18 protein-coding genes, 15 tRNA genes, 1 rRNA gene, 1 pseudogene and 1 riboswitch are annotated in these 23,751 nt (G+C 37.5%); of the genes and pseudogenes, 9 read left to right on the top strand and 26 right to left on the bottom strand.

The window, feature by feature from the left end:
- From ACI48O_RS18960 to ACI48O_RS18945, 4 genes and pseudogenes are all read right to left on the bottom strand, one after another.
- A pseudogene (locus ACI48O_RS18960) lies at positions 1–303 on the bottom strand (spore coat protein); the annotation flags it as partial.
- Positions 304–448: 145 nt separating this feature from the next.
- Entirely contained in the window at positions 449–775 is a 327-nt protein-coding gene (locus ACI48O_RS18955; RefSeq protein WP_435563413.1) for a hypothetical protein, read from the bottom strand.
- Between the two features lie 102 nt (positions 776–877).
- A riboswitch (SAM riboswitch) is annotated at positions 878–980 on the bottom strand.
- Between the two features lie 325 nt (positions 981–1,305).
- The gene (locus ACI48O_RS18950; protein ID WP_435563412.1) at positions 1,306–1,521 is read right to left on the bottom strand and encodes a DUF1540 domain-containing protein; all 216 of its coding nucleotides are present in this window, start codon (positions 1,519–1,521) and stop codon (positions 1,306–1,308) included.
- A 128-nt stretch (positions 1,522–1,649) separates the two neighbouring features.
- On the bottom strand, positions 1,650–3,794 hold the full coding sequence (locus tag ACI48O_RS18945; protein WP_435563411.1) for a sensor domain-containing protein: 2,145 nt from the start codon (positions 3,792–3,794) through the stop codon (positions 1,650–1,652).
- 266 nt (positions 3,795–4,060) lie between these two features.
- Here ACI48O_RS18945 and ACI48O_RS18940 point away from each other — a divergent pair, with 266 nt between their 5' ends.
- Entirely contained in the window at positions 4,061–4,669 is a 609-nt protein-coding gene (locus tag ACI48O_RS18940; RefSeq protein ID WP_435563410.1) for a YsnF/AvaK domain-containing protein, read from the top strand.
- Between the two features lie 142 nt (positions 4,670–4,811).
- Positions 4,812–5,249: a YsnF/AvaK domain-containing protein gene (locus tag ACI48O_RS18935; RefSeq protein WP_435563409.1), complete on the top strand. Its 438-nt coding sequence runs from the start codon at positions 4,812–4,814 to the stop codon at positions 5,247–5,249.
- A gap of 29 nt (positions 5,250–5,278) precedes the next feature.
- Here ACI48O_RS18935 and ACI48O_RS18930 read toward each other — a convergent pair whose 3' ends face one another.
- The 3 genes from ACI48O_RS18930 to ACI48O_RS18920 form a co-directional block, all read right to left on the bottom strand.
- Positions 5,279–5,680, bottom strand: a complete 402-nt coding sequence (locus tag ACI48O_RS18930) for a hypothetical protein (RefSeq protein ID WP_435563408.1) — start codon at positions 5,678–5,680, stop codon at positions 5,279–5,281.
- A gap of 87 nt (positions 5,681–5,767) precedes the next feature.
- Positions 5,768–6,049: a DUF2325 domain-containing protein gene (locus ACI48O_RS18925; protein WP_435563407.1), complete on the bottom strand. Its 282-nt coding sequence runs from the start codon at positions 6,047–6,049 to the stop codon at positions 5,768–5,770.
- Between the two features lie 272 nt (positions 6,050–6,321).
- Positions 6,322–6,954: an FMN-dependent NADH-azoreductase gene (locus ACI48O_RS18920; protein ID WP_435563406.1), complete on the bottom strand. Its 633-nt coding sequence runs from the start codon at positions 6,952–6,954 to the stop codon at positions 6,322–6,324.
- Between the two features lie 284 nt (positions 6,955–7,238).
- Between ACI48O_RS18920 and ACI48O_RS18915 the strand changes: the two genes are divergently transcribed.
- Entirely contained in the window at positions 7,239–7,562 is a 324-nt protein-coding gene (locus tag ACI48O_RS18915) for a BC1872 family protein (RefSeq protein WP_435563405.1), read from the top strand.
- 512 nt (positions 7,563–8,074) lie between these two features.
- Here the strand turns inward: ACI48O_RS18915 and trhA are convergent.
- Positions 8,075–8,713 carry a PAQR family membrane homeostasis protein TrhA gene (gene trhA, locus ACI48O_RS18910; RefSeq protein ID WP_435563404.1) on the bottom strand — a complete coding sequence of 213 codons (639 nt, stop codon included), beginning with the start codon at positions 8,711–8,713 and terminating at the stop codon, positions 8,075–8,077.
- Between the two features lie 251 nt (positions 8,714–8,964).
- Between trhA and ACI48O_RS18905 the strand changes: the two genes are divergently transcribed.
- From ACI48O_RS18905 to ACI48O_RS18895, 3 genes are read left to right on the top strand one after another with little or no spacing between them, the layout of a single operon-like run.
- The gene (locus ACI48O_RS18905; RefSeq protein WP_435563403.1) at positions 8,965–10,239 is read left to right on the top strand and encodes a sulfurtransferase TusA family protein; all 1,275 of its coding nucleotides are present in this window, start codon (positions 8,965–8,967) and stop codon (positions 10,237–10,239) included.
- Positions 10,240–10,259: 20 nt separating this feature from the next.
- A complete protein-coding gene (locus ACI48O_RS18900; RefSeq protein WP_435563402.1) occupies positions 10,260–11,402 on the top strand; it encodes an acyl-CoA dehydrogenase family protein in 1,143 nt (380 codons plus the stop codon).
- 12 nt (positions 11,403–11,414) lie between these two features.
- Complete coding sequence (locus ACI48O_RS18895; RefSeq protein WP_435563401.1) at positions 11,415–12,242, top strand: phosphate/phosphite/phosphonate ABC transporter substrate-binding protein; 828 nt, start codon at positions 11,415–11,417, stop codon at positions 12,240–12,242.
- 62 nt (positions 12,243–12,304) lie between these two features.
- Here the strand turns inward: ACI48O_RS18895 and ACI48O_RS18890 are convergent, their stop codons facing one another.
- Positions 12,305–13,108: a prohibitin family protein gene (locus tag ACI48O_RS18890; RefSeq protein WP_435563400.1), complete on the bottom strand. Its 804-nt coding sequence runs from the start codon at positions 13,106–13,108 to the stop codon at positions 12,305–12,307.
- Between the two features lie 289 nt (positions 13,109–13,397).
- Between ACI48O_RS18890 and ACI48O_RS18885 the strand changes: the two genes are divergently transcribed.
- Together ACI48O_RS18885 and ACI48O_RS18880 are read left to right on the top strand one after the other, a co-directional pair.
- On the top strand, positions 13,398–16,049 hold the full coding sequence (locus tag ACI48O_RS18885; protein ID WP_435563399.1) for a putative bifunctional diguanylate cyclase/phosphodiesterase: 2,652 nt from the start codon (positions 13,398–13,400) through the stop codon (positions 16,047–16,049).
- A gap of 210 nt (positions 16,050–16,259) precedes the next feature.
- Entirely contained in the window at positions 16,260–18,437 is a 2,178-nt protein-coding gene (locus tag ACI48O_RS18880; RefSeq protein ID WP_435563398.1) for a diguanylate cyclase, read from the top strand.
- A gap of 265 nt (positions 18,438–18,702) precedes the next feature.
- On the opposite strand, the gene ACI48O_RS18875 is transcribed toward ACI48O_RS18880, so the two are convergent.
- On the bottom strand, positions 18,703–20,688 hold the full coding sequence (locus tag ACI48O_RS18875; protein WP_435563397.1) for an oxidoreductase: 1,986 nt from the start codon (positions 20,686–20,688) through the stop codon (positions 18,703–18,705).
- A gap of 622 nt (positions 20,689–21,310) precedes the next feature.
- Here ACI48O_RS18875 and ACI48O_RS18870 point away from each other — a divergent pair.
- On the top strand, positions 21,311–21,973 hold the full coding sequence (locus ACI48O_RS18870; protein WP_435563396.1) for a YfjL-like protein: 663 nt from the start codon (positions 21,311–21,313) through the stop codon (positions 21,971–21,973).
- Positions 21,974–22,061: 88 nt separating this feature from the next.
- Here ACI48O_RS18870 and ACI48O_RS18865 read toward each other — a convergent pair.
- From ACI48O_RS18865 to rrf, 16 genes are all read right to left on the bottom strand, one after another.
- Positions 22,062–22,135: transfer RNA gene (locus ACI48O_RS18865), tRNA-Ile, on the bottom strand.
- 6 nt (positions 22,136–22,141) lie between these two features.
- Positions 22,142–22,215: transfer RNA gene (locus ACI48O_RS18860), tRNA-Gly, on the bottom strand.
- Positions 22,216–22,224: 9 nt separating this feature from the next.
- Positions 22,225–22,300 (bottom strand) — tRNA-His (locus ACI48O_RS18855).
- A 43-nt stretch (positions 22,301–22,343) separates the two neighbouring features.
- Positions 22,344–22,428, bottom strand: a tRNA-Tyr gene (locus ACI48O_RS18850).
- Positions 22,429–22,460: 32 nt separating this feature from the next.
- Positions 22,461–22,537: transfer RNA gene (locus ACI48O_RS18845), tRNA-Asp, on the bottom strand.
- Positions 22,538–22,544: 7 nt separating this feature from the next.
- Positions 22,545–22,618 (bottom strand) — tRNA-Met (locus tag ACI48O_RS18840).
- Positions 22,619–22,648: 30 nt separating this feature from the next.
- Positions 22,649–22,741: transfer RNA gene (locus tag ACI48O_RS18835), tRNA-Ser, on the bottom strand.
- Positions 22,742–22,748: 7 nt separating this feature from the next.
- A tRNA-Met gene (locus tag ACI48O_RS18830) sits at positions 22,749–22,825 on the bottom strand.
- A 20-nt stretch (positions 22,826–22,845) separates the two neighbouring features.
- Positions 22,846–22,921, bottom strand: a tRNA-Ala gene (locus tag ACI48O_RS18825).
- A 16-nt stretch (positions 22,922–22,937) separates the two neighbouring features.
- Positions 22,938–23,014: transfer RNA gene (locus tag ACI48O_RS18820), tRNA-Arg, on the bottom strand.
- A gap of 31 nt (positions 23,015–23,045) precedes the next feature.
- A tRNA-Cys gene (locus ACI48O_RS18815) sits at positions 23,046–23,119 on the bottom strand.
- Positions 23,120–23,129: 10 nt separating this feature from the next.
- Positions 23,130–23,201, bottom strand: a tRNA-Gly gene (locus ACI48O_RS18810).
- Positions 23,202–23,206: 5 nt separating this feature from the next.
- Positions 23,207–23,288 (bottom strand) — tRNA-Leu (locus ACI48O_RS18805).
- Between the two features lie 19 nt (positions 23,289–23,307).
- Positions 23,308–23,383: transfer RNA gene (locus ACI48O_RS18800), tRNA-Thr, on the bottom strand.
- A gap of 5 nt (positions 23,384–23,388) precedes the next feature.
- Positions 23,389–23,464 (bottom strand) — tRNA-Val (locus ACI48O_RS18795).
- Between the two features lie 10 nt (positions 23,465–23,474).
- Positions 23,475–23,591: ribosomal RNA gene (gene rrf / locus ACI48O_RS18790) — 5S ribosomal RNA — on the bottom strand.
- Positions 23,592–23,751 lie beyond the last annotated feature (160 nt).

Raw genomic sequence — 23,751 nt, 5'->3', positions numbered from 1 at the left:
ATTAAAGACCGTATTCGTCTCTGGAGTTACCATCGTTGGATTATTTAAACCGTATTGTATTTGATCAGGTGTCACACCACTCATATTAGTATTAGCAGGGAGCGGAGAAAAAGATTGATAATCATGAGTATAGGCAACGATTGCATCATAGCTTCTCAACTCTTCCTGCTGATGACGGATGGTCATATCTCTTAGCTGTGGGTTTTTAGTCTGCGCGGCATAAAAATTGAAATGACTGATCATATTGACTTTTTCTGAAAGTATTTCATGGACTTCCATGGTTTCATGAGCACCAAATGGCATGGATAACACTCCTTTTTGTTTTCTACAAACAGATATATTATCCTCAGCTTTACTGTGCTATATGTGAACCGTCCCTATGTAACAAATGGTAATTTATGTATTTTATAGATTTATCTCAGTTTCACAAATTATCCCTAACACTGGGCTACGATAAAACCCAGTCAATATAATTTCCAATCCCTTTTTGGATGGGTAGCCCTTGTTCTTCCAAAGACTTCCACAATTTACGATCAAGCGCATAAGGATCCTTTTTTTTGAGCATTTCAAGTTCCATTTCAGAAAGCTGAACGTAATAATACCTATCATTATTCTTTATTGTTAATTCATAGTACGAATATTTCATAAGGAACACTTGATAATCTTCATTCCATTCTTTAAGCTGCCGCTCCATCAGATCTGCAACATGTTTAAAGAACTCCTCTCCGCCCTGATGACGTGCCATGTAGCTCCTAGCAATTCCGTTAATGTTCATTCCGGATAGCCTCCTTTAATCTTGGGTAAAAGGTTACAAGAAAAGAACGATATAAAAAGGGCCCTTGCTGCACATGAATGCAACAAAGAGCCGCCGCTGTCGTTGTTATCATTCAAAGCAAAGCTTTGCTGGTTGTAGCACCTTGCCAGATGGCAGGTTGCTGTGAAATCAATGAGCCAGTACTCTAATTCACTCTCGATAACCCTTTGTTATTAAATTAGTTTATCATAGGAATGGAGCAAAGAAATAATCTCCATATCCCAAATAAGTTACAATTTCTTAAAGTTTTTTGATATTTCTATTGTGGAGGCTGTGTTAAACTTGACTGTTGATTGCAGCGAGAGGCGCTTGCTTTCCGCGGGGCGGGCGGTGAGCCTCCTCGGAGCTAAAGCTCCTGTGGGGTCTCACCTGTCCCGCTGCTCCCGCAGGAGTCAAGCACCTTCCGCTCCAATCAACGTTGTGTAAAAAAATCAGCTCTGAGCTTTAACACAGCCTTTGTGAAAAAGGATGATTGGCATCATCTGGGTTTATTATCCTCGATCCTTAGGCTTAAAGGTTTTACAACATGTTTGTGCTGAAGTATCAACTTTATCAATATGATTCTTTTCGCCTAATTCAGAAGACATTTCTGTATCGTATCTTGCATGACTATCTACTTCAACCATAATTCTTTCTGCTGTACAAACATTGCCTTCTCCATAAAACGAACAGTTTGCAATTGCGCAAGAAACCTCTACTTTTGCCATTATTAAAAACCTCCCATTAATATTCATTTGAATGCATTTTTCAAATAATGATTAGTTTACCCAAAAGCAAAATAAAAAAAACTTACCTTCTCCATTCATTTAGGTAAGTTTTAAAAAAACATGTACTCTTAAATTTTAACCGTTGTTTTATCGGTTAATAACTGATAAAACTCCTCTGGGCTAAGTGGTTCACTAATATGGTAGCCCTGTCCAAAATCACAAAAGCGCTTCAGCAGAAAATCATACTGCTCTTTATTTTCTATCCCTTCAGCGACGACCTCTAAGTTTAGGCTATGTGCTAATGAAATAACGGCTGAGGCAATCGTTGCATTAGCTTCATCAAGTTCTAAATTTGTGATAAAAGATTTATCTATTTTGAGAGTATTAATCGGGAACAATTTTAAATAGCTTAACGAGGAAAAGCCCGTTCCAAAATCATCAATCGATATTTTAATTCCTAACTGCTTTAATTTTTTCAAAACAACTACGGCTTCTTCAGGATTTTTCATTAACATTCCTTCTGTTAATTCCAATTCTAATGAATGTGGCGGCAAACTCGACTCCTCTAATACAGAAATAACCAAAGCTTCAAGATTATTTTTTTGAAATTGCTTTGGGGATAAATTTACACTTACTGATAAATGATCGAAACCTGCATCATGCCATTCCTTACATTGCCGACAAACTTCCCGAATAGCCCACTCGCCAATGGGGATAATCAGCCCTGTTTCTTCAGCAATTCGGATAAAAGTATTGGGCATAAGGATTTCATTTTGTTTATTTCTCCATCTTAATAATGCTTCCACCCCATATAGTTGACCTGTTAGCAAATTAATCTTTGGTTGATAATGGAGAATGAATTCATTTTCTTCTAGAGCTTCTCTCAATTGAATTTCTAAATCCATTCGTTCCATAGCATACTTTTTCATATCAGGATTATATAAGCTGTAGCAGCTCCTGCCTTGCTCTTTGGAATCATACATGGCTATGTCAGCATTTTTTATTAATGTATTAAGATCTTTACCATCTTTTGGGTAAAAACTTATCCCGCTACTGGCTGAAATATTAAATTTTTGTCCATATATATAAAACGGCTTATGCATTGTTTGCGATATTTTCTCACAAACTGAGGAAATTTCTTCCTCATTTGTTAAATGCGGGACAAGACAAATAAACTCATCTCCCCCGAACCGAGCGACAATCGCTTTTCTATCCTCAGTTGCCGCTTGAACTCGTATCGACACTTCCTTTAGTAAAAGGTCACCAGCATCGTGCCCCAAGCTATCATTTATGACTTTAAAATTATCTAAATCGAGAAGGATAATTCCGAGAATAGGATCCCGAGAATCTATATTAGCTATGTAGTATTGCAGATAGGACTGAATATACCAACGATTCGGGAGGTCAGTAAGTGCATCATGATAGGCCATGTGCCTCATTTGTGCTTCCACTCTTTTTTTATCGCGAATATCCCTACATAAAGCAAAAAACATTTGTTTAACGCCTATTTTAATGGGACGAATATTGATATCAACCGGGATTCTAATGCTGTCCTTTGCTATCATGATATCCTCAAAGTTAGTTGATGAATCTTCTTTAGTATCATTATATTGCCTTAACTTTTCAGGAAGACTAGAAAAAACCGTTTCTGTTTTCAACGTAAGCAGTTCATCTTTAGAAAAACCTAATACCTCACAAGCGGTTGGGTTTACATCGATAAATGCACCATCTTTTTCGATTAGAAAAAAACTGTCGGCGGCTTGCTCGATTACACTTCTAAATTTTTCTTCACTTTCTCTTAATAGCTCTTCTGCTCTAACACGATCTGAAATATCTAAACCGAAGCCTAATAAATAATCCTCATTTGATTCATTAATATGAATAATGGTTTTCCCAGTAAACATATGGTGTTCTTTACCTTGGAATCCTGCAAGAATTTCCTTTGTGATTAATTTCCTTTGCCTCCACACCTCAAGATCATAGGCACGATTTATTTCAGCTATTGCTGGTGGAAAAAAATCATATACTGTTTTTCCCATTAAGTCCTTGAGGCTTTTTCCATTCGATTGGCAGGCCTGCTTATTCGCAAAAATCGTGTGCCCTTCTGGATCTTCAAGAAATATATTGATCGGCAAGGCATCTAGCACGCTTAAATATAATGAGTGATTTACCCGAATTTGCTTTGACAGCTTCAGGTTTTCTCTCTCTAGTTCGATGATTTGTGAGCGAAGCTGTTTCAGTTCCTCTGTATGTACATTCTCCTTTTCGTTCACAAATACCCTCCTCTATTTGGTCAAAATGTTATATTATAATTGAAATACGCCTATACTGCAAGGTCTCGTTTTAAGGATTAAACATAATTAAATTATATTATACGGCTATTCCGTATTTCTTTAGAATTCCGAAAGATTCATGAATATGAATTTTATTTAAACCTCTATTGGTGTTTATCCCCATATGATTTTCATGGGATAGTTTGCTTCCATCAGGGACAATATACTAGAGCTTGATCATTTTCATAACAAATGGAGGGGACAAAATGGCTGACTTATTTGGACTATTTGGAAATGAAAGTGAAAATACACAAAACACAAGTGATACAGATACCACCAATCCAAAAACTGAAAGTGGAACGCTTCAGCTTCATAAAGAGGAGCTTGATATATCGAAAAATAGCACGAATGCCGGAGAGGTTGTTTTAAGTAAAGAAATTGTAGAAGAAAAAAAAGAAATGGATGTCCCTGTAACCCATGAAGAAGTTATCATTGAAAGACGGTCGATCAACAATGAACCAACAAATGGGACAATTGGAACAGAAGAAACGATTCGCATCCCTGTCAGTGAGGAACACGTAGAAGTAAACAAGCACGTCGTTACCACTGGTGAGGTCTCAGCTTATAAGCGGGCAATTGAAGAGACACAGCATATTTCGGAGTTGTTAAGAAGAGAAGAAGCCCGTATTAATACAACCGGGAATGTAAATCTCCTTTCAGATGAAAATGATCCAAGCTTGGCGAATGAAAATGATACAAACGAGACAGATCGAAACAACACTTTAGGCGATGTAAACAATTTCGCGAATGTAAACGGTGCAGGTCTCACTAATCCTGTAGATAACAACTTAACCGGAGACCCTAATCTCAGTTAAACTTTGCTAACCAAATAAAACACCTCTTAAATCGTTTATGATTTTGATTTTTGAGGTGTTTTTTCAAAAAAATTGTGCTGGATTTTACCCAAACGTAATGAAAGGATTCTAAACAGAATGAACAGGAGGTTAAATAGAGGAAATGAAAAAGAATGAATATAACGACAACTACAAGGACAATTTCACACTCATTAATACTGGTGAACGGTCTGATTTACGTACCATAAAGCTGAATGAAGAAATTTTAGATGTTTCAACAATTCGTTTGCCAATAAATGATGTAAACATCCGTAAAGAAACAGTAACAATGAATAAAACAATTACTATTCCTATTACTAGTGAGGAATTAGTGATCGAGACAAAAGCTGCAAGTCCTAATGGGCAAGACGAAATCATGCGAATTCCGCTTTCCTCTGAGACGATAGAAGTCATTAAACATCCCACGCAATTAGAGAAGGTTAACATTTATACCAGGCATGTTCAAGACATTGAACATGTGAATGAGATCTTAAAACGTGAACAGATTCGTATCGAAAAAACAGGAAATCCAACCATTATTGTGAATGACACTGAATTATAGAAGCTTTTAAAGAAAAACGAGTGACCTCTTTAAACAGCAGAACCGCTCAAATACTCTTCTAATTTAATCTTATACGCAGTATACTCTTTCAATTTTTTTGTAAAGTTTAAAAATGACGTTTCATCACCAGTATCAAGAGATTCATTGATCTTATAATGTAGATGGTTTAACTTAAGGTCAATATCTAATAAAGAAATAAGCTGTTCATTAAATACATACTGCTCTATATCGCGTAGTGACATATAGAAACTACAATCGTCATTGATCCTCACTAGGTAGTACCATCCATTTGAAATAGAATGCTTCCGGTTGTGCGTGACTACGAAAGTATCCCCTTTACTGATGGTTAATAACTCGGCATGCTCACCACCTGGACAAGAACAGGCGATTTCGTGTTCAAACGACTTTGCTACGATAAAGTGTCCATTCATTGCTTCTTCTCTCCTTTTTAAAAATTGAACTGTTGATAATTAACGCACAACACCGAAAACGATTCTCAATCATACCCTTAAAAATGGCTACACTACATCTTTAAGCGCATTATAGATCGAACTCCACGAACGCTTTGCGTAATAAATAGGAATTGATTGTGTTTTAGCACGCTTCTTTATTACCGTAGACAGATTATGATTTACATAATCAGTTAAGACAAGGATGCAGTTGATTTGTTCTGGCAGCTCTTTTTTTACCATTTGTACCTTTCTTCCGTTAATATGAAATACTTTATCAAAACCCACTGATGTTAGTTTATCTGGAATAACACCTAAATGATCTGCGCCTACAATAAGTAATGAATTCATATATACTCCTCCAAAGAATAAGTCAAATTTTTTTGTTCATGGTTAAAAAAATAATTATATTAAACAGGTTACCACATAATTGATAATGGTTATCATTAAATACATTTTAAGTGATAATGATTATCACTGTCAATTGTGTTGAAGAATAAATTTTTGAAAAATTAATGAAAAAATAAATACCGACCCAGATAACCTGAGCCGGCAAAATTAATGTATATGGTTTGTTATTAATTTCTCGCCCATTCCCTGTAGGATGGCGCCAATGAAGGTTATTAAGCTTTTACTGCAGATAAATTTTTCGCAACCTCAGCCACTTTTGCTAAACCTTCGGAAACAATTGCTTCGGCTTGTGCCGGCATTGCATTGTGACCTTCAATAATTACTTCTGAAACGATCTCCATTCCAAATACGCCACCAACAACGTTTTTAATATAGTTAGCTGCCATTTCCATTGGTGCCGCCTCTGGTGTGGAATAGACTCCACCACGTGCGCTTAAAATAACGGCCTTTTTATCAGTCAATAAGCTAACTAATTGCCCATTCTCATCATACTTGAAAGAAAATCCTGCTTGGAAAACATAATCGATGAAGGTTTGTAATTTTGCAGGAATAGTTAAGTTCCATAATGGAAATGCGAATACCACTACGTCTGCCGCAGTTAATGCATCCATTGCCTTTTGTTTTGCAGCTAAAATCCGTTGTTCTACATCAGTCATTTCTTCGCCCGACTCAAGTTTACCGAACGCATTGAATAAATCTTGACCCAAGTATGGCATATCTTCAGCAAAAACATCGAAAGTTGTTACATTTACACCTTCGATGTTTTCGATAAATGTTTCATACATTTTACTTGAAATAGCTTCTGAAGCTGGACGGTTATTTGCTTTTACTACTAATACATTCATTGTTGTTAGTCTCCTTTAAAATATCTTCAATATAATTATCTCGAATTAATAATATATTAAACTAGTACATGTGTCAACAAAACAACTTATTTTAAAAAAATAAAAAAATTCAAAAAAAGGGTAGCTGTTTTCGAAAGTGTGTTATATAATAAAACAAAAATATTTACCTGTTATACAACATATAATTCGTTTATTAAATTCACATTAAAAGATTGACAAAATCGGGATGGCTTTCTGAAATGACAGTCGGAAATAGAAAAAATTATTAAAAAGGGGTAATAGGAATGAATAAAACAGACTCAATCGCACGAAGAATACTAGGTTGGAAGTTAAACAGATGGGATCGTTGGTATGATTATGAAAATAATGTTTTCATTCACGATTCAGAATTTCAACCCGAAGAGAACCTTGATCACGCGATGTTAATCGTTGAAAAATTGGAGAAAGTCGGGTTTTCATATACATCAAATGGAGTATCTGAGGTTTCATTTAACAACATCCGCGCAACTGGGGAAACACTTCCACAAGCAATCACCAATGCCGCATACTCCATCATTGAAAAAAACTCTATTACAGACAGCAGCAGAATATGGCAGCAAATGTGCTAAATTGTTTTTGTGAAAAATAAAAGGTAATGGTACGGTTTGGACTGTTCAAAGAGATATTATCCTGTCCAATAGAAAAGAAGTTGGATGATCTACTTAAAAGTAGGCATCCAACTTCTTTTTTTTATTTGGCTATATTAAAAATCGAATAGAATCTCTCAGTATTCGTCCTTGATCGCTCTTATCTAGGACATTTTCTCTCAATTTCTTCGGCGTTTTGTCCTTGATCGCCCTTATCAAGGACATTTTCTCTCAATTTCTTCGGCGTTTTGTCCTTGATAACCCTTATCAAGGACATTTCCTCGCAATTTCACCGGTGTCTTGTCCTTGATCGCCCTTATCAAGGACATTTTCTCTCAATTCCACCGGTGTTTTTGTCCTTGATCGCCCTTTCAAGGACATTTCCTCGCAATTTCACCGATGTTTTGTCCTTGATCGCCCTTATCAAGGACATTTCCTCTCAATTTTCCTGACGTTTTGTCCTTGATAACCCTAATATAAAAGGGCCCTTCCGATTAACGAAGCAAATAAAGCACGGAAAAGAAGTGACAAATGGAGCCGCCTAAGACGAAAAGGTGCCAAACAGCGTGATGATGTTTGAATAATTTCCACATATAGAAAATGGCTCCAACCGTGTAAGAAATCCCACCAAACACCAATAATAGGAATCCTGTTGGATGAATATTTGCAGATAAATCATTCCAAGCGAAGACAATCAGCCACCCCATAATGACATAAAGGCTAGTAGATGTGAACATGAATTTCTTCACGAAGAAAGATTTAAAAATGGTCCCCCCAATAGCAAGACCCCACACAATTCCAAATAACGTCCAGCCCAACCACCCCTTTACCGCAATGAACATAAACGGTGTATATGTTCCGGCAATAAAGAAATAAATGGCCGAGTGATCCATAATCTCAAAAAAGTCTTTCCCTCTTCCCGGACGGAGAGCATGAACAAGAGTGGAAGATGTGTATAGCAGAACCATCGTCACTCCAAATAATGTGAAGCTGACTACATGCCATGCGTTGCCATATAGTGATGCAAATACAATTAAAATTACGAGCGCTGCCACACTTAATAACGCTCCAATTCCGTGTGTAATCGAATTTGATATTTCTTCCTCTTTTGAAAAGATATGTGTATTGGCCAAGACCCTTCCTCCCTTCCATTCACTTTAATAATTCTTATTTTAAATTATGAATGAATGATTGTTCGTATTTATCCATTATTATATAGTTCGCTGTTATGTTCAACCTTTTAAGTCAGTACAGGAATTATTAGAAAAACCTTATTCCCGCCTTCTTTAAACTTGAACTATTCCCGCAACAAACGAAGAATTGGTTAATATATTTACTTTAACCTGCATAGCATGAATGTAGTTTAAAATTTAGGAGGCATGTGATGGATGAATCGAAGCATTTAGTAGGAATCTCCCCTTCTGCGAAAATCGACTTAGGTGATATTGCTTTAGGCACTGAATTTTTCCTTCTCATAAAAAACGGATTGGACCGGCTGGAAAAAGGTGAAATCATCGAGGTGAAAAGTACCCAATCTCATGCCAAAGATGATTTAAAAAGCTGGTGCCGGTTACGGGGACATTCATTTTTAATGGCGTTGGATGCAGGTAATGATTATCGTTACTTGATTAGAAAAGGTAATAAAGCAATGCTTGATCAACCAGATTGGGGCATCAAAATCCCGACTCGTAAAGGAAAGTACTTAGATATTCGCGATTGGTTTGAAGGAAGAATTGGCAATCTGCTGGATGAGGCCCCATCCTATATTGGGTTTGTGCCTCGAGGATCAATTGCAGAACCAGGAACACCCGATTTTGGATTTACGCTAAACCGAAAAGATGATGTGTGGGCCGATAATTTGTTAAATCTTTATGAGCAAGCAAAAGAAAACCAATGGAATGCTACGACCGATATAGAATGGGATCAAATTCCAAAGCTTCCAGATGAACTGGAATGGGCAGTTTGTCAGGTAATGACCTTTTTAGCTGAGAATGAGTATTCAGCTTTGTATATTCCTGCTAAATTTATGTCCAAAATTAATCCTCATTATATAGAAGTTTTAATGTATTTATCTACTTTGGTTAACGATGAAGCAAGGCATATTGAGGCGTTTATGAAGCGGGCTGTTGCGAATGGTGGTGGTCTGCAATACTCTTCCATTTTAACAGAACGATCCCTACATAGCTTATTTGTACAGGAGGATTATTTTAAATCATCCTTTCTACTTCATGTGCTTGGCGAGGGAACCTTTTTAGACTTATTACATTACATTGAGGAATATGCGCCTGACCCTGTTACAAAAAAGATCGTTCATTTAGCAAAAATTGATGAAGGACGTCATGTCTCCTATGGAATTGGACATGTTCGCCATATTTTAAAAAAGAACCCTCATATGGTGAAGTTTTTAGTAGAGGCAGCAGAAGAGCGAAACCAATATCTTGAAGGTGCAGGCACACAGGAAAATACCCATTTTATGGAGGCTTTAGCGATTCTAGCTGGTGGCGGACGTAAACCCGATCAACTAAAACGTGGATTTGCTTGTGTAAACAAGCTGAAGGATACCATGTATGAGCACCGCATTCAACGAATGCTTCAAATTGGCTTTGACCATGAAACAGCAGAAAAAATATCAACATCCCATACCCCAAATTTTATGTAGTGTTAAAGGAGAGGAAATCATTGACCGCTTCATATAATCCAACACCTATTGAACTGGTAAAACAAGTTGCAAACGAGGTGATCGCTCCTCTTGCGGCAACGATAGATCAAGAAAAAAGATTTCCTAAAGAAGCATTTAGGGCATTTCGAGATACAGGTTTACTAGGGCTATTAGTCCCGAAAACATATGGAGGATTAGGCGGCAATCTAGGCGATTTAGTTTCAGTCGTCGAGATAATCGGTGAATACTGCGGATCAACCGCAATGTGTTACTTAATGCATTCCTGTGCCACTTTTGTCATCTCCTCCCATCCGACAACGGAGGCGCTGCAAAGCTACTTAAGGGAAATCGCTAGAGGGAAAAAGATTGGAACTCTTGCATTTAGTGAAACAGGTACGGGGGCGCATTTTTATATTCCTGAAATCAAAGCGACCCATAAAGGAGATTACCTTCAATTAAATGGCAGAAAAAGTTTTGTTACCAATGGAGATGAGGCCGATTTTCTAATTGCCATCACTAATGCTTCTAGTCAAGAACTTGGACTAGACATGGTTGTCGTAGACACAGATACAATTGGTGTCCATTTTGAAGGTACATGGGAGGGAATCGGGCTACGGGGAAATAACAGCATTTCCTGTGAATTAAATGACGTCAACATACCATTATCAAACATAGTAGGCGAAGAAGGCGACGGAATGGATATGATATTTAATGTCGTAGCCCCTGCCTTTATTCTTGGTTCCTCCGGAGTCAATACCGGTTTAGCACGAGGTGCTTATAGAACCGCTTTAGATCATGTTACTAATCGGAAATATACTACTGGTAAATCTTTAGCGGACATCCCAGCGATTCAGTATTACCTAGCTGAAATGTGCTGTTATGTTGAGGCCGCTTCGACCTTTGTTCATGATGCAGCAAAAAAGGCTGTTTCAGGCGATTCAACAGCGATGCTCCATGTTATGCAATCCAAACTATTAGCCTGTGAAAATGTGAATCTTGTAACGAATAAAGCTATGCAAGTATGCGGAGGAAATGGATACAGTAAAGAACTCCCTGTTGAACGGTATTTAAGAGATGCAAAAGCCGGCTCTGTCATGGCACCGACTGTTGAAATTTTAAAGGAATGGGTTGGAAAAACCGTAGCAGGCATTCCATTATTTTAAGGAGGCGTTTCAATGAGTAGACACAAACATGTACGGCTAGGTGCAGTAGCCTATGATCCAAAAGTAATACCAATTTGGGACATTATCCATGACTATTACCAAAAAAATGATTTTCCGATTGATTATGTTTTGTTCTCAAATTATGAAGCCCAAGTCGAAGCATTATTGGAAGGATTTATTGACATCGCTTGGAATACAAATGTTGCTTATATTAAAGTCCAACAAGCGTTGGACAGCAAAGCAAAAGTTTTGGCGATGCGTGATACAGATGTTGACTTTACAACAAGATTTATTGCTAGAGTTGACAAAGGAATTAAGTCACTCAAAGATTTAAAGGGTAAAAGATTTGCATTAGGTAGCGCTGACTCTGCTCAGGCAGCTATTCTGCCGATTCATTTTTTAAAAACAAATGGTATTGACCCTCAAAAGGGTGTGGATCTTGTTCGTTTTAATCTTGATGTAGGGAAGCACGGAGACACAGGGACGAGTGAGTACGAAGTATTGCGTGCGATACAGTCGGGTGAAGCAGATGCCGGAGCTATAGGTGAAAACACTTGGATTAGGATGCTTGAGCAAGGATTGGTTGAAAATAATGAAATCCAAGCGATTTGGACCTCGCCTGGTTACTCCCATTGTAACTTCACCACCCTGCCGGAATTTGAAAATGAACTTGCCCAACAATTTACATCCTTGTTATTTGCGATGGATCCAACCAATTCAGAAATTAAAAAAATGATGGAAATGGAAGGCTTAAATGAATGGATCCGTCCGGAAGGAAAAGGATTGGAAGGTTATAAAGTTCTCGATGCAGCGATGAAAGAGCAAGGAATTCGATGGTAACTGTGATCATGTTAAGGCGCATAACTATTGTTATGCGCCTTTTCCCTTTACAAACTAGCTTTCTATTGACCAGTTATCCCAGTAATATCAATAAACGGGGTCGCACCACCTGTTACGCTTGGTAGTTTTCCATCCCATTTTTGCAGCGCCTTCTCTTGTACTTCAATTTGCTTTAATTCAATCAACTCAGGTGTTACCTCTGCCTTCTTTAATCTTAACGCTTCGGCTTCCGCTTGGGCTTGAGTTATTTGCTGCTCAGCTTCAATTTTGATTCTTTCTAAATCGCGTGTTGCTTTCAACGCATTTTGTTCTGCAGTTTGTTTTTGTTCAATTGCATTGTTGAATTCCTCGCTAAAAGCAAATTCTTTAATATTAATTTCTTCTAGTTTCATAAAGTATTTCGTCAACTTTTCTTCTAACATATCTTTCACTTTTGCCGAAACTTCAGGACGCTTCGATATCAATTCTTCTGCCGTGTACTGTGCCGTAACCGCTTTTAATGCTTCGGCAATAGCCGGGTCGATAATTCTTCCTTTGTAGTCCATTCCAATCTCTTGATATAGTTTGTTAACGGCATTTGGATCAACAGAAAAGTTTACCGCTACTGTGGCCGTAACAGTTTGAAGATCCTTTGATGCTGCAGTCTGAGAGCTTTCTTCTTTTTGGACCCGAACTTCGATAGGTTGTACAGATTGTATAAATGGGAGCTTAAAGTGTAAGCCTTCATCTAAAATGGTTGGCTTTACTTCCCCTAACTGTAATAAGACCCCTCTATGACCAGATGCAACGGTTGTGACAGAAAAGAATAATAGAATTAATACTGCCGCAAGAATAACACCTGCTGTTATAAGATTATTCTTGTTCATAATTTCCTCCTTTTAAGCTAGTCATACTATATTACTTCTAACTTTTTAGGACTATTCCTGTTATTTCACCAAGAAAACCAGCTAAAATTAATGAACTATGACTTCTTTGTGAAACTTTTCAATTGAAAAATAGTGAACAGTATGAAACGATTCACCCAAATTCATAAGGATTTGATAACATATTGATATATTAAAAACATAATACTTATGAACAGAATAAAAGGGTTTTTAGCCAACGATAGCTACTTACACAAAATAGAATGTTCATTCCATGAGATTGGAGATAGGCATGTTCGGGATCAAAACGTTTAGACCAAGATTAAGCAGTGAAACCATCCTTTGTCTGATCCTTCTAGGATTAACCTTTGTTTCATCAGCCTTTCATATTACCTTTGTTTATGGTATTACCTTTTCATTCACAAGTATTTTCATATTTTTGTTGTTTCGACTTTACGGACTTCCTTTAGCCATATTTACTACGTTACTATCTTTTTTATTTATTCCACATACTTATATTTTTGTAATCTATAACATCATATTATTATTAGAGATACTATTTGTTGGCACTTACTTTTATGTAAAAAAAAGAGCCAAAATGTTTTTTGTTGATGGATTTTTCTGGTTGACGATTGGATTTGCTGCGCTTTTCCTAATAAATAAGCCAGTATTAGCTGATGATGCGCTATATTTCCAGATTTTTTTAGATACCCTTAATGGATTATTTAATGTTCTAGTTGCAGATATGCTCTTAGCTTATTTTCCGTTTTACAAACTGCTCAAATCTAGATTAAATAAAAACAATGTGTCTATTCACCAGTTCTTATCTCATATCACTATTATTTCGATTATGATTCCGTTTTTCTTAATCATACTGACAAAGACTTGGACGGCCCATGAGTTCATTTCTAACGATTCAAAGAAACAAGCTGAGAAAGTCGCCAGTAAAATAACAAAAGAGCTCCTGCTTTTTAAAAATAACGATTACAGTCATTTTTCATTACATGATAGCGAACTGCAAAATAAGCTTGAAGTACTGATTAAAGAACACAAATCAGCAGAATTTAACATTGTTATAACAGATGAAAAAAATAATATAATTACTTCTTGTTCAAGTGTTAAGGTAAAAAAAGAAGAATACTACAATTGGGAAAAGATGAACGATATTAGGAAAATTTCAAATAACTTTTATGAGGTTTTGCCAAAGGATCAAAATGATGTCCTCCCCATAAATAAGTGGAGATCAGGAAAGTTAGTTTTTATTGATAGCATAGATTCATTATCTTTGAAGGTATTCGTTCAGTTTCCGATTGCCCAATATCAAGACAAAATATTTAAGGAATTTTTATTCCATCTTAAAATTTCAATCATTTTTGCTCTATTTACGATGATCTTTGTCATGGTTGTAAGCAAATGGTTTATGGCAAATTTAAAGCGATTAACCATTGTAACCACAGGTTTACCTCAGAAGTTAATCAAGCAAGAAAAGGTCGATTGGCCGAATAGTAATATATCCGAACTACGTCTACTTACGCAAAACTTAAAGGAAATGGCACAGAAACTAAAAGAATTATTTCAGGAAAGTACTGAAATGAACAGAATCCTAACAAGTCAAACAAAAAAATTAAAAGAATCGGAAGATAAACTGCAACAACTAGCTTATTATGATGTATTAACTTCTCTGCCCAATCGGCTTCATTTCCAGAACTACGTAAAAGATCTAATTAAAAATAAGCATGACGGATATATTGGCGTTATTTTTATCGATTTAAATCAATTTAAGCAGGTCAATGATACATTTGGACATGATGCAGGTGACGTCCTGCTTCAACAGACTGCCAGCAGACTTAGTACGTTTCACAATGATAACAGAGAAATTTTCCGCCTTGGTGGAGATGAGTTTGTCATTGTTCATGAAATCGAGAAACGCGAGGAAATCACTAATACACTGAAAAAAATCAGTAATGAATTTTCATCTCCTTTTATTATCAATGGACAAATTCTTTACGTTTCCGTAAGTGTAGGAATCAGCTTGTACCCTGATGATGGAAGAAACTTAGATACTCTTGTGAAATGTGCAGATATTGCCATGTATGTCTCAAAGGAGAAAGGTGGAAATGCTGCTCAATTCTTTAATGACACGATGCGGGGTAAATATCATGAGAGGTTATTAATTGAAAATTCATTGCGAAATGTTGTCGATCACGGTGGGTTCAAATTATTTTACCAGCCAAAAATGCAATGTAATGAGGTTACCAGCTTAGAAGTTTTGTTGCGTTGGTATGATCCTGCCCTAGGGAATGTACCTCCATCCACCTTCATACCTATTGCAGAGGAAATTGGTCTAATTTCACAAATTGATGAATGGGTGTTGATTGAGGCCTGTAAGCAAAACAAACAATGGCAAGAGGAACATTTACCAAAAGTACCAATTTCGGTTAATATTTCAGCAAAAAACTTTCAGCATGACCATTTGATTTCCTTGATCGAAAAAGCTTTAGACGAATCAGGAATGAATCCTAAATACTTAAAGCTCGAAATCACAGAGAGTGTCTTTATTAAAGATCCAAAACATGTCGCGGAAGTCATCAACAAAATAAAAAGCTTAGGTGTTCTCATTTCGATCGATGATTTTGGGAAAGGCTTCTCATCCTTAATTCATTTACTGCAATTACCTATTGATGAGATTAAAATCGATAAACAATTTATTACAGAAATCGATCAAAATGAAAAAAAGGCACTTTTAGTCAAGTCAATGATTGATATTGCACATGGTTTTCATCTAAACATTGTTGCAGAAGGGATTGAAACAAAGTACGAAAGAGATTTATTAATAGAGTTGGGATGCGATGAGCTGCAAGGATATTTGTTTAGCCCACCAATAAGTCCGAATGAAATGAAGAAATTTCTTTCTAAGACAAATACTTATCTGATGCATTCTTAAATATTAAAGCGAACCACAAGGGAATTAGAGCAAGTGAGGTCGTCTCAAGGTCAATCATTTTTGACCTTTGAGCGGCCTCTTCTTTTTTGGAAATCTGTAATTATGTCTCACTTCCCCTCCCAACGAGACCGTATGTTCATTTCAAGCAATCAAGTGTAAAATGAACTGTAAAGATGGACTATTAAAAACATTAAACAAGGAGCTATCTATATGAAAGTCCGCTTCGGTCGCTTCCTCCTTTTATTCTTACTCATTATCATGACAATGTTTACATACTCCCAACAGAGTTGTAGTGCGTCTACAGACAAAATCATTATTCCTGAACGATTTTCTGAGTTGAGAGTTTCTACTAATCTAGGTATATATGTTGACCGATTCAGTAAAACTGCAGATCAAGATATTATCAACAAACAAGATCAATTTCTGCCGATTAAGGATGCAGATGTAGCTGGCGATTTATCTAAAGCAACTTACTGGCTACGACTCAATCTAATAAATTCAACGGATCGAGAAAAACAAGTCATCCTGGAGCTCAAAAAACCGCATTTAAGTTCCGTAAAATTATTTTCAGTTAACAATCAAAAGCTTAACATGAATGAAAAAATGGGATACGGTTATTCTTTTAATTCAAGAATAATTAAGCACCGAAACATGGTCTTTACGCTTACCCTACCACCACAAACTACTGAGGTTTTCTACTTAAAGATCAACACAGATAGTTTTTTTCAAGCACCTGTTTCCATTTGGGATCCTGTTGCATTTTCGATTGCTAATTATAATGCTCAAACATTGTTCGGGCTTTTCTATGGAATAATGCTGGCAATGATTATTTATAATGGGTTCTTATTTTTTTCACTAATGGAAAGAACCTACTTATATTATATTTTATATTTAACTGGATTCACCCTATTGCAATTGATTTGGGATGGATTTGCTTTTCAATGGTTATGGGGCGGTTACACATGGTGGGCCTTGAGATCTAATTCATTTTTTATTATTTGGACCGCTCTCTTTTCCTTACAGTTTACAAACCATTTTCTGCAGCTTAAATGGAGTGCGCCACGATTACATAAACTGGTCACGATCTATGTTATTGCATGTTCTTTTTTATTAATAGTACCTTTTATCCTTTCTATCCAAACCTCAATCTTGATTAGTATGGCTGCAGTTTCCTTGCTTGCCATATTTATCATTGGGGTTGTTTACAAAGTACGTCTTTATACACGTGAGGCGAAGTACTATATTATTGCATTTACACTCCTTTTAATTGGGATCATTCTTAATTTATTAGCAGGCTATAAACTTATCCCGTTAACCCCACTTTCCCTATATGCGCCAAAGATTGGCGCGGTCGTCCAGGTTCTTGTCCTTTCTTTGGGCCTTGCTGACAAAATAAAACGGGTGACGTTAGAGAAAGAGCAGGAATCTAGAAAATATTATATTCAAACATACCTACAAGGCTCATTTAACCAAATGGCCAAATGCAAAGAGCTTGATCATTTAGTTGATAGTGGACTCCATTGCTTAATGGCAGTTACAAAGCATGAAAACGGAATATATTTAGTAAAAGAAGGGGGATTTTGGAAACCTCTTTTGAATAATGGAAATGAGATCATAGTTGACCCTTACATCATGATCCAGGAGCAATATGCAGAAAAACCTCTAACAATAAAAGATGTAAACGTAAACCTATTGGGGATTCATAATAAATCGCAATCATTGCTTACAATCCCGATTCATACTGAATACCATTCCGGAATGTTTATTGTTTTTAGTAAGGTAAAGTCTGAACTTCTTCCCTTCGAGACCGAAAGTATCGTTCCGTCCTTTACCAGTCAGCTAACCGTTTTGATAGATAATCTGTTTCATTATCAGCACTTAGAAAAATCAGCTCAGTATGACCATTTAACCAATATTTTTAACCGAAAGCATTTTCTTGAAATGGCTAATGAAGTGTTAACTCTATCATCTAAATTAGACTCCCCCGTTTCTATGTTGTTAATTGATATCGATTATTTTAAAAAAGTAAATGATCACTACGGTCATACGATAGGCGATGAAGCGATTGTTTTTGTAGCAAACATTATTAAATTAACGTGCAAAGAACTAGGGATTGTCGGCCGCTATGGCGGAGAGGAATTTATCGCTTGTTTACCGCAAACTACATATCAAAAAGCGAATGAAGTCGCCAATTCGATCATTGAAGCTTTTCATCTCCAGCCTTTCTCTCATGACAATGGGATCACAATCCCACTTACAGTAAGCATTGGTGTTTGCAGTAATCAATATGAAGCAATGAGCCTTCAAGAAATGATAGATCGTTCTGACAAAGCTTTATATAAAGCAAAAAAGAATGGCCGTGATCAAACTGTATTGTGTGTACATTAATTCATTCTTTTTTAATAGGATGTGTTAAAGCTCAGTGTTGATTTTTTACACAATGTTGATTGGAGCGGAAGGCGCTTGACTCCTGCGGGAGCAGCTGGATAGGTGAGACCCCACAGGAGCTTTAGCTCCGAGGAGGCTCACCGACCGCCCCGCGGAAAGCAAGCGCCTGGAGTGGAAATCAACAGTCAAGTTTAACACAGCCCAAAAATAAAAAGAGAGCGATCATAAATTTGATTGCTCTCTTTTCTTCTTATTTTAGATAATCTTATACAGTTTCAACCAAAACTTTCTCCGCTACCTTATTCGTTACAATCGATTCAATAACAAACGCCTTCTCAAACCCATCTTTAATCGCATTCGTAATTGTACCTGGATTTATCGCATCACCTATTACAAAAACATTATCAAAATGCTGACTATATACATCTTCTAATGGGTTATAGGATTGTGTTCCCATTGAGAACACAAAGTAATCTAGGTCAATTTCTGATTGAGTTCCAGATTCATCCTCAATAATAACCGAATTTGGACGAATCGCAGAAACCTTATGAGCTGTGATAATTTCTACTCCCGCCTTTTTCAAGCGGTTTATCAACATAGATCTTGTTGGTGCAGTTACTTTACTTCCGGTTTCAGTTGGAACTTCAAGCAACACCACATCGTTACCCTGTTTGGCAAGCTGGCTCGTAACACTGTAGCAAACCATTCCACTTCCCATTACAACCATCTTCTTGTTCACAAATTCTTTTCGTTCTAATAAAACATCTTCATAGTCACATACATTTGGAAAACAATTTCCTTCAACTTCTGGAATAATTGGTTTTGCACCTGTTGACAAGAAAACAGCATATGGCTGTAGTGCTTTGATACTTTCAACAGAAGCTTCTGTATTTAAACGAACATCAACCTTTAATCGCTCCATTTCATTGCGATGATAATCAATCATCCAATTCATCTTCTCTTTTGCAACAGTGTTATTGACAAGGTTCAATTGCCCTCCAAGCTTTTCATCCTTCTCAAATATGGTAACATTGTATCCTTTTAAAGAAAGAACTCTTGCAGCTTCCATTCCGCCTGGCCCACCACCAACAATGGCGACATGACGGTTCTCTTCGATATGAATAAGCTCTTTGAACTCTAGCTCCCGTCCAGCCTGAATATTGATCGAACATTGAACATGAGAGTTTTTAAATATCGATTTCATACAATTAAGGCAATTTATACACTTTCTAACTTCTGATTCCCGGCCTTCCAGTACTTTTTTGGCCCATTCAGGATCGGCTATTTGCCCGCGTCCAATCGCAATAAAGTCAGCACGGCCTTCTGCCAGAATTCGTTCGGCAAATTCCGGTTCACGGATAACCCCTACTGTTATCACAGGAATATTGACTACTTTTTTCATTTCCTCTGCTAAATACACTCTCCAGCCTTGTTCAAATAACGATGATTCAATAATCTTATCTATTGAATTATAGTTACCACAGCTGGCATGGATTCCATCTACGCCAATACGCTCTAAGTATTGGCAAATTTCCTTACTCAATTCGACATCCGTTCCACCTTCATCAAACTCATCCACACTTAGTCTTACTGTTACAGGATAATCCTCACCACATTTTTCCTTAATTCCAGCGACAATTTCCGAAATAAATCGCATTCTATTTTCAAAACTACCGCCATATTCATCAGTTCGCACATTCGTGTTAGGGCTGATAAACTGGTTAATTAAATAACCGTGAGCACCATGTAGCTCGACTCCATCGACACCTGCATTTTTGCATCTAATGGCTGCCAACACAAATTTATGAACTAATTCCTTTACTTCTGTGTTTGTTAATTCCCTCGGTTCTTCGCCAACTGCTGCACAGGTCACCGGACTTGGTGCAACAATTTGTTTCCCTCCAATTAGGCCGGAATTTGATTGTCTGCCAGCATGGTGAAGCTGGACGAATATTTTTGAATTATATTTATGAACGGCATCCGTCAATCTTTGAAACCCTGATGAAAAACGATCTTCATCAATCCTAAGTTGATTACTCAAACCTTTCCCTAATTCATAATCAATTGCGGTAAATTCTACAATAATTAATCCAGTACCACCCTTTGCTCGCTCCTCATAATAAGCAATCAGATGATCCGTAATCTGTCCATCATGTCCTGCTAAATTCGTTCCCATAGGCGGCATAACAATTCTGTTCTTCAAAGTTAAATTCCCTATTTTTCCTTTTTCGAATAAATGACGGTAATTCATGGTAAAGCCCTCCTTTGAAGTTTGTTAAACTTTTCACATAATGATGTAAAAAAATAATTCCAATTTTTATTATAAACGAACTTCTCTAATATTTTTGTGATATAACAATGAAAATTTTCTTATTGTGATTAAAACAGATTGTGATATGAATCGTAACTAATTAGGTTAATCCATTTTTTTAATACATTCAAAACAAAGGATATCCTTTTCCTCAGTTAGAATCCCGTTAAGAAAACCATCAATACAAAATATATTTTTTTTACAACACTTACAAAACCCAACTAACTCCTTCACTAAGAAAACCCCTTATTCAAAAAAATATTCATTCCATATGTTACGGTAAAAATTCATCACAAATTAGTGAATTAAAAAATTTTTTGAAATTTATAAATACCCTTTTTCAAAAGTGTAATTTTACACTATAATGGAAGTGAAGTAATATAATCAAATTTTAAGGGGGTATCATAAAATTTACAATGTAGTTACTACCCTATTTTCGAATCATATCATGCATATTTCAAAGGATGGAAAATCGATGGGAAACATTGATGTGCAAGAGAAAATCATCTTGGATGAACTAAGCTTAGTAACATAATATAAACATTACTTGGAGTGTGGCGCTATGAAAGCCAGGAAAATATTTATATGGACTTCGGTCATTATCATTTCACTGTTAGCTCTCTTCATTTATTCATTATTCAATGGAACACCTTGGGGTAAATATGAGCAAAAAAAACAAATGGAAGTATATCTTGAAAATAAATATCAGCTATCATTTCAAATTAACAATCCTAAATACAATTTCTTAAGCGAAACCTATCAGGCCTATGCCTCTCCAAAGGATGAACCAGAACTTAAATTTTTCGTTGAACAGGATATAGATTCACAATCTGGTTATTCTGATACCTATCCAACAGAATTTTGGAAAAGTAATTTATCTAATAAAATGAAAGCCAAAATAAAGGATATTTTCCCTGAATTGGATGAAAGCTCATTGAGCCTTCAGAGGATTGTTGAAAGAGGAGAATATTATGGAACACATATACCAACCTATAAGGAAGCACAGGTTTCTCATTTAGCATCTTCCCTCACTATAAATATTCGAATGAATTGGGATCAGGTCGATCAAAGCGTTAGCAGAAAAAAAATAGAAGAACTTGCTGTATATTTACAGTCAGTCCCTCTCCCAGTCTTAGTAGAAGTTTGGTATTACGAAACAGATATTGACCCGGATATAACCAAAGCCATTTTTATTACAGATAATGGAAGGATTGTAGAAAAATAAAAAAGAGAATTACTTCAACAGAAATTCTAACTATCTGCAAATTAAAAAGAGGAACTGCATTTCTGCAGTTCCTCTTTTTATTATGTAATGGGCCTAAATGGACTCGAACCATCGACCTCACGCTTATCAGGCGTGCGCTCTAACCAGCTGAGCTATAGGCCCTAATCATGGAGCGGGTGATGAGAATCGAACTCACAACAACAGCTTGGAAGGCTGTGGTTTTACCACTAAACTACACCCGCATATGTTATTGGGGCGACTGATGGGAATCGAACCCACGAATGTCGGAACCACAATCCGATGCGTTAACCACTTCGCCACAACCGCCATAATAGTAGTTTTTATGAATCATTGATTAGACCTTTTATACTGGTGGAGGGGGACGGATTCGAACCGCCGAACCCTGAGGGAGCGGATTTACAGTCCGCCGCGTTTAGCCACTTCGCTACCCCTCCATTATTTAGAGAGTCATTCTAAAAATAAATGATGGCGGTCCGGACGGGACTCGAACCCGCGACCTCCTGCGTGACAGGCAGGCATTCTAACCAACTGAACTACCGGACCAAATGAATTGCGGGGGCAGGATTTGAACCTGCGACCTTCGGGTTATGAGCCCGACGAGCTACCGGGCTGCTCCACCCCGCGACGGTAAAAACTAATTCTATTAGGAAAATATGGCGGAGGAAGAGGGATTCGAACCCCCGCGCGGTTTAACCCGCCTGTCGGTTTTCAAGACCGATCCCTTCAGCCGGACTTGGGTATTCCTCCAAAAACTTGGTAGCGGCGGAGGGGATCGAACCCCCGACCTTACGGGTATGAACCGTACGCTCTAGCCAGCTGAGCTACACCGCCAAATATATCATTTATTAAAATGGTGGAGCCTAGCGGGATCGAACCGCTGACCTCCTGCGTGCAAAGCAGGCGCTCTCCCAGCTGAGCTAAGGCCCCATTGTATTTTTTAAGATGGCGCGCCCGAAAGGAGTCGAACCCATAACCTTCTGATCCGTAGTCAGACGCTCTATCCAATTGAGCTACGGGCGCATTAATTATATATAAATTTAAAGAAGATACTTGGAGGCGACAACCGGATTTGAACCGGTGGTAAAGGTTTTGCAGACCTCTGCCTTACCGCTTGGCTATGCCGCCAGTCGCTCAAAGCGGAAGACGGGATTCGAACCCGCGACCCCCACCTTGGCAAGGTGGTGTTCTACCACTGAACTACTTCCGCACATATGCGGGTGAAGGGAGTCGAACCCCCACGCCTTGCGGCGCTAGATCCTAAGTCTAGTGCGTCTGCCAGTTCCGCCACACCCGCATTTTGATTCAAGAGAAAATGGTGCCGGCTAGAGGACTTGAACCCCCAACCTACTGATTACAAGTCAGTTGCTCTACCAATTGAGCTAAACCGGCAAATATGGTGGAGGATGACGGGCTCGAACCGCCGACCCTCTGCTTGTAAGGCAGATGCTCTCCCAGCTGAGCTAATCCTCCATATATTACAGCCCGGCAGCGTCCTACTCTCACAGGGGGAGAGCCCCCAACTACCATCGGCGCTGAGAAGCTTAACTTCCGTGTTCGGTATGGGAACGGGTGTGACCTTCTCGCTATCGCCACCAGACTATTATAATAGGGAATTTCATTCCCTCAAAACTAGATAATGTAGAAGAATTTGTAAACCGAGTTCACCTAGAACTTAATTTGGTTAAGTCCTCGATCGATTAGTATCAGTCAGCTCCACATGTCGCCACGCTTCCACCTCTGACCTATCAACCTGATCA

The organism is Neobacillus terrisolis, assembly GCF_051233475.1.
In the GTDB taxonomy this organism is placed as follows: domain Bacteria; phylum Bacillota; class Bacilli; order Bacillales; family Cytobacillaceae; genus Bacillus_BU.
This window is presented reverse-complemented; position numbering and strand designations above follow the sequence as displayed.

What these genes read in the sequence shown, in the direction of transcription:
- ACI48O_RS18905 (WP_435563403.1), top strand. Translation starts at nt 8,965, where the DNA reads ATGGATGAATCGAAGCATTTAGTAGGAATCTCCCCTTCTGCGAAAATC.
- ACI48O_RS18895 (WP_435563401.1), top strand. Translation starts at nt 11,415, where the DNA reads ATGAGTAGACACAAACATGTACGGCTAGGTGCAGTAGCCTATGATCCA.
- ACI48O_RS18925 (WP_435563407.1), bottom strand. Translation starts at nt 6,049, where the DNA reads ATGAATTCATTACTTATTGTAGGCGCAGATCATTTAGGTGTTATTCCA.
- ACI48O_RS18875 (WP_435563397.1), bottom strand. Translation starts at nt 20,688, where the DNA reads ATGAATTACCGTCATTTATTCGAAAAAGGAAAAATAGGGAATTTAACT.
- ACI48O_RS18935 (WP_435563409.1), top strand. Translation starts at nt 4,812, where the DNA reads ATGAAAAAGAATGAATATAACGACAACTACAAGGACAATTTCACACTC.
- ACI48O_RS18880 (WP_435563398.1), top strand. Translation starts at nt 16,260, where the DNA reads ATGAAAGTCCGCTTCGGTCGCTTCCTCCTTTTATTCTTACTCATTATC.
- ACI48O_RS18940 (WP_435563410.1), top strand. Translation starts at nt 4,061, where the DNA reads ATGGCTGACTTATTTGGACTATTTGGAAATGAAAGTGAAAATACACAA.
- ACI48O_RS18930 (WP_435563408.1), bottom strand. Translation starts at nt 5,680, where the DNA reads ATGAATGGACACTTTATCGTAGCAAAGTCGTTTGAACACGAAATCGCC.
- ACI48O_RS18955 (WP_435563413.1), bottom strand. Translation starts at nt 775, where the DNA reads ATGAACATTAACGGAATTGCTAGGAGCTACATGGCACGTCATCAGGGC.
- ACI48O_RS18885 (WP_435563399.1), top strand. Translation starts at nt 13,398, where the DNA reads ATGTTCGGGATCAAAACGTTTAGACCAAGATTAAGCAGTGAAACCATC.
- ACI48O_RS18890 (WP_435563400.1), bottom strand. Translation starts at nt 13,108, where the DNA reads ATGAACAAGAATAATCTTATAACAGCAGGTGTTATTCTTGCGGCAGTA.
- ACI48O_RS18920 (WP_435563406.1), bottom strand. Translation starts at nt 6,954, where the DNA reads ATGAATGTATTAGTAGTAAAAGCAAATAACCGTCCAGCTTCAGAAGCT.
- ACI48O_RS18950 (WP_435563412.1), bottom strand. Translation starts at nt 1,521, where the DNA reads ATGGCAAAAGTAGAGGTTTCTTGCGCAATTGCAAACTGTTCGTTTTAT.
- ACI48O_RS18915 (WP_435563405.1), top strand. Translation starts at nt 7,239, where the DNA reads ATGAATAAAACAGACTCAATCGCACGAAGAATACTAGGTTGGAAGTTA.
- ACI48O_RS18870 (WP_435563396.1), top strand. Translation starts at nt 21,311, where the DNA reads ATGAAAGCCAGGAAAATATTTATATGGACTTCGGTCATTATCATTTCA.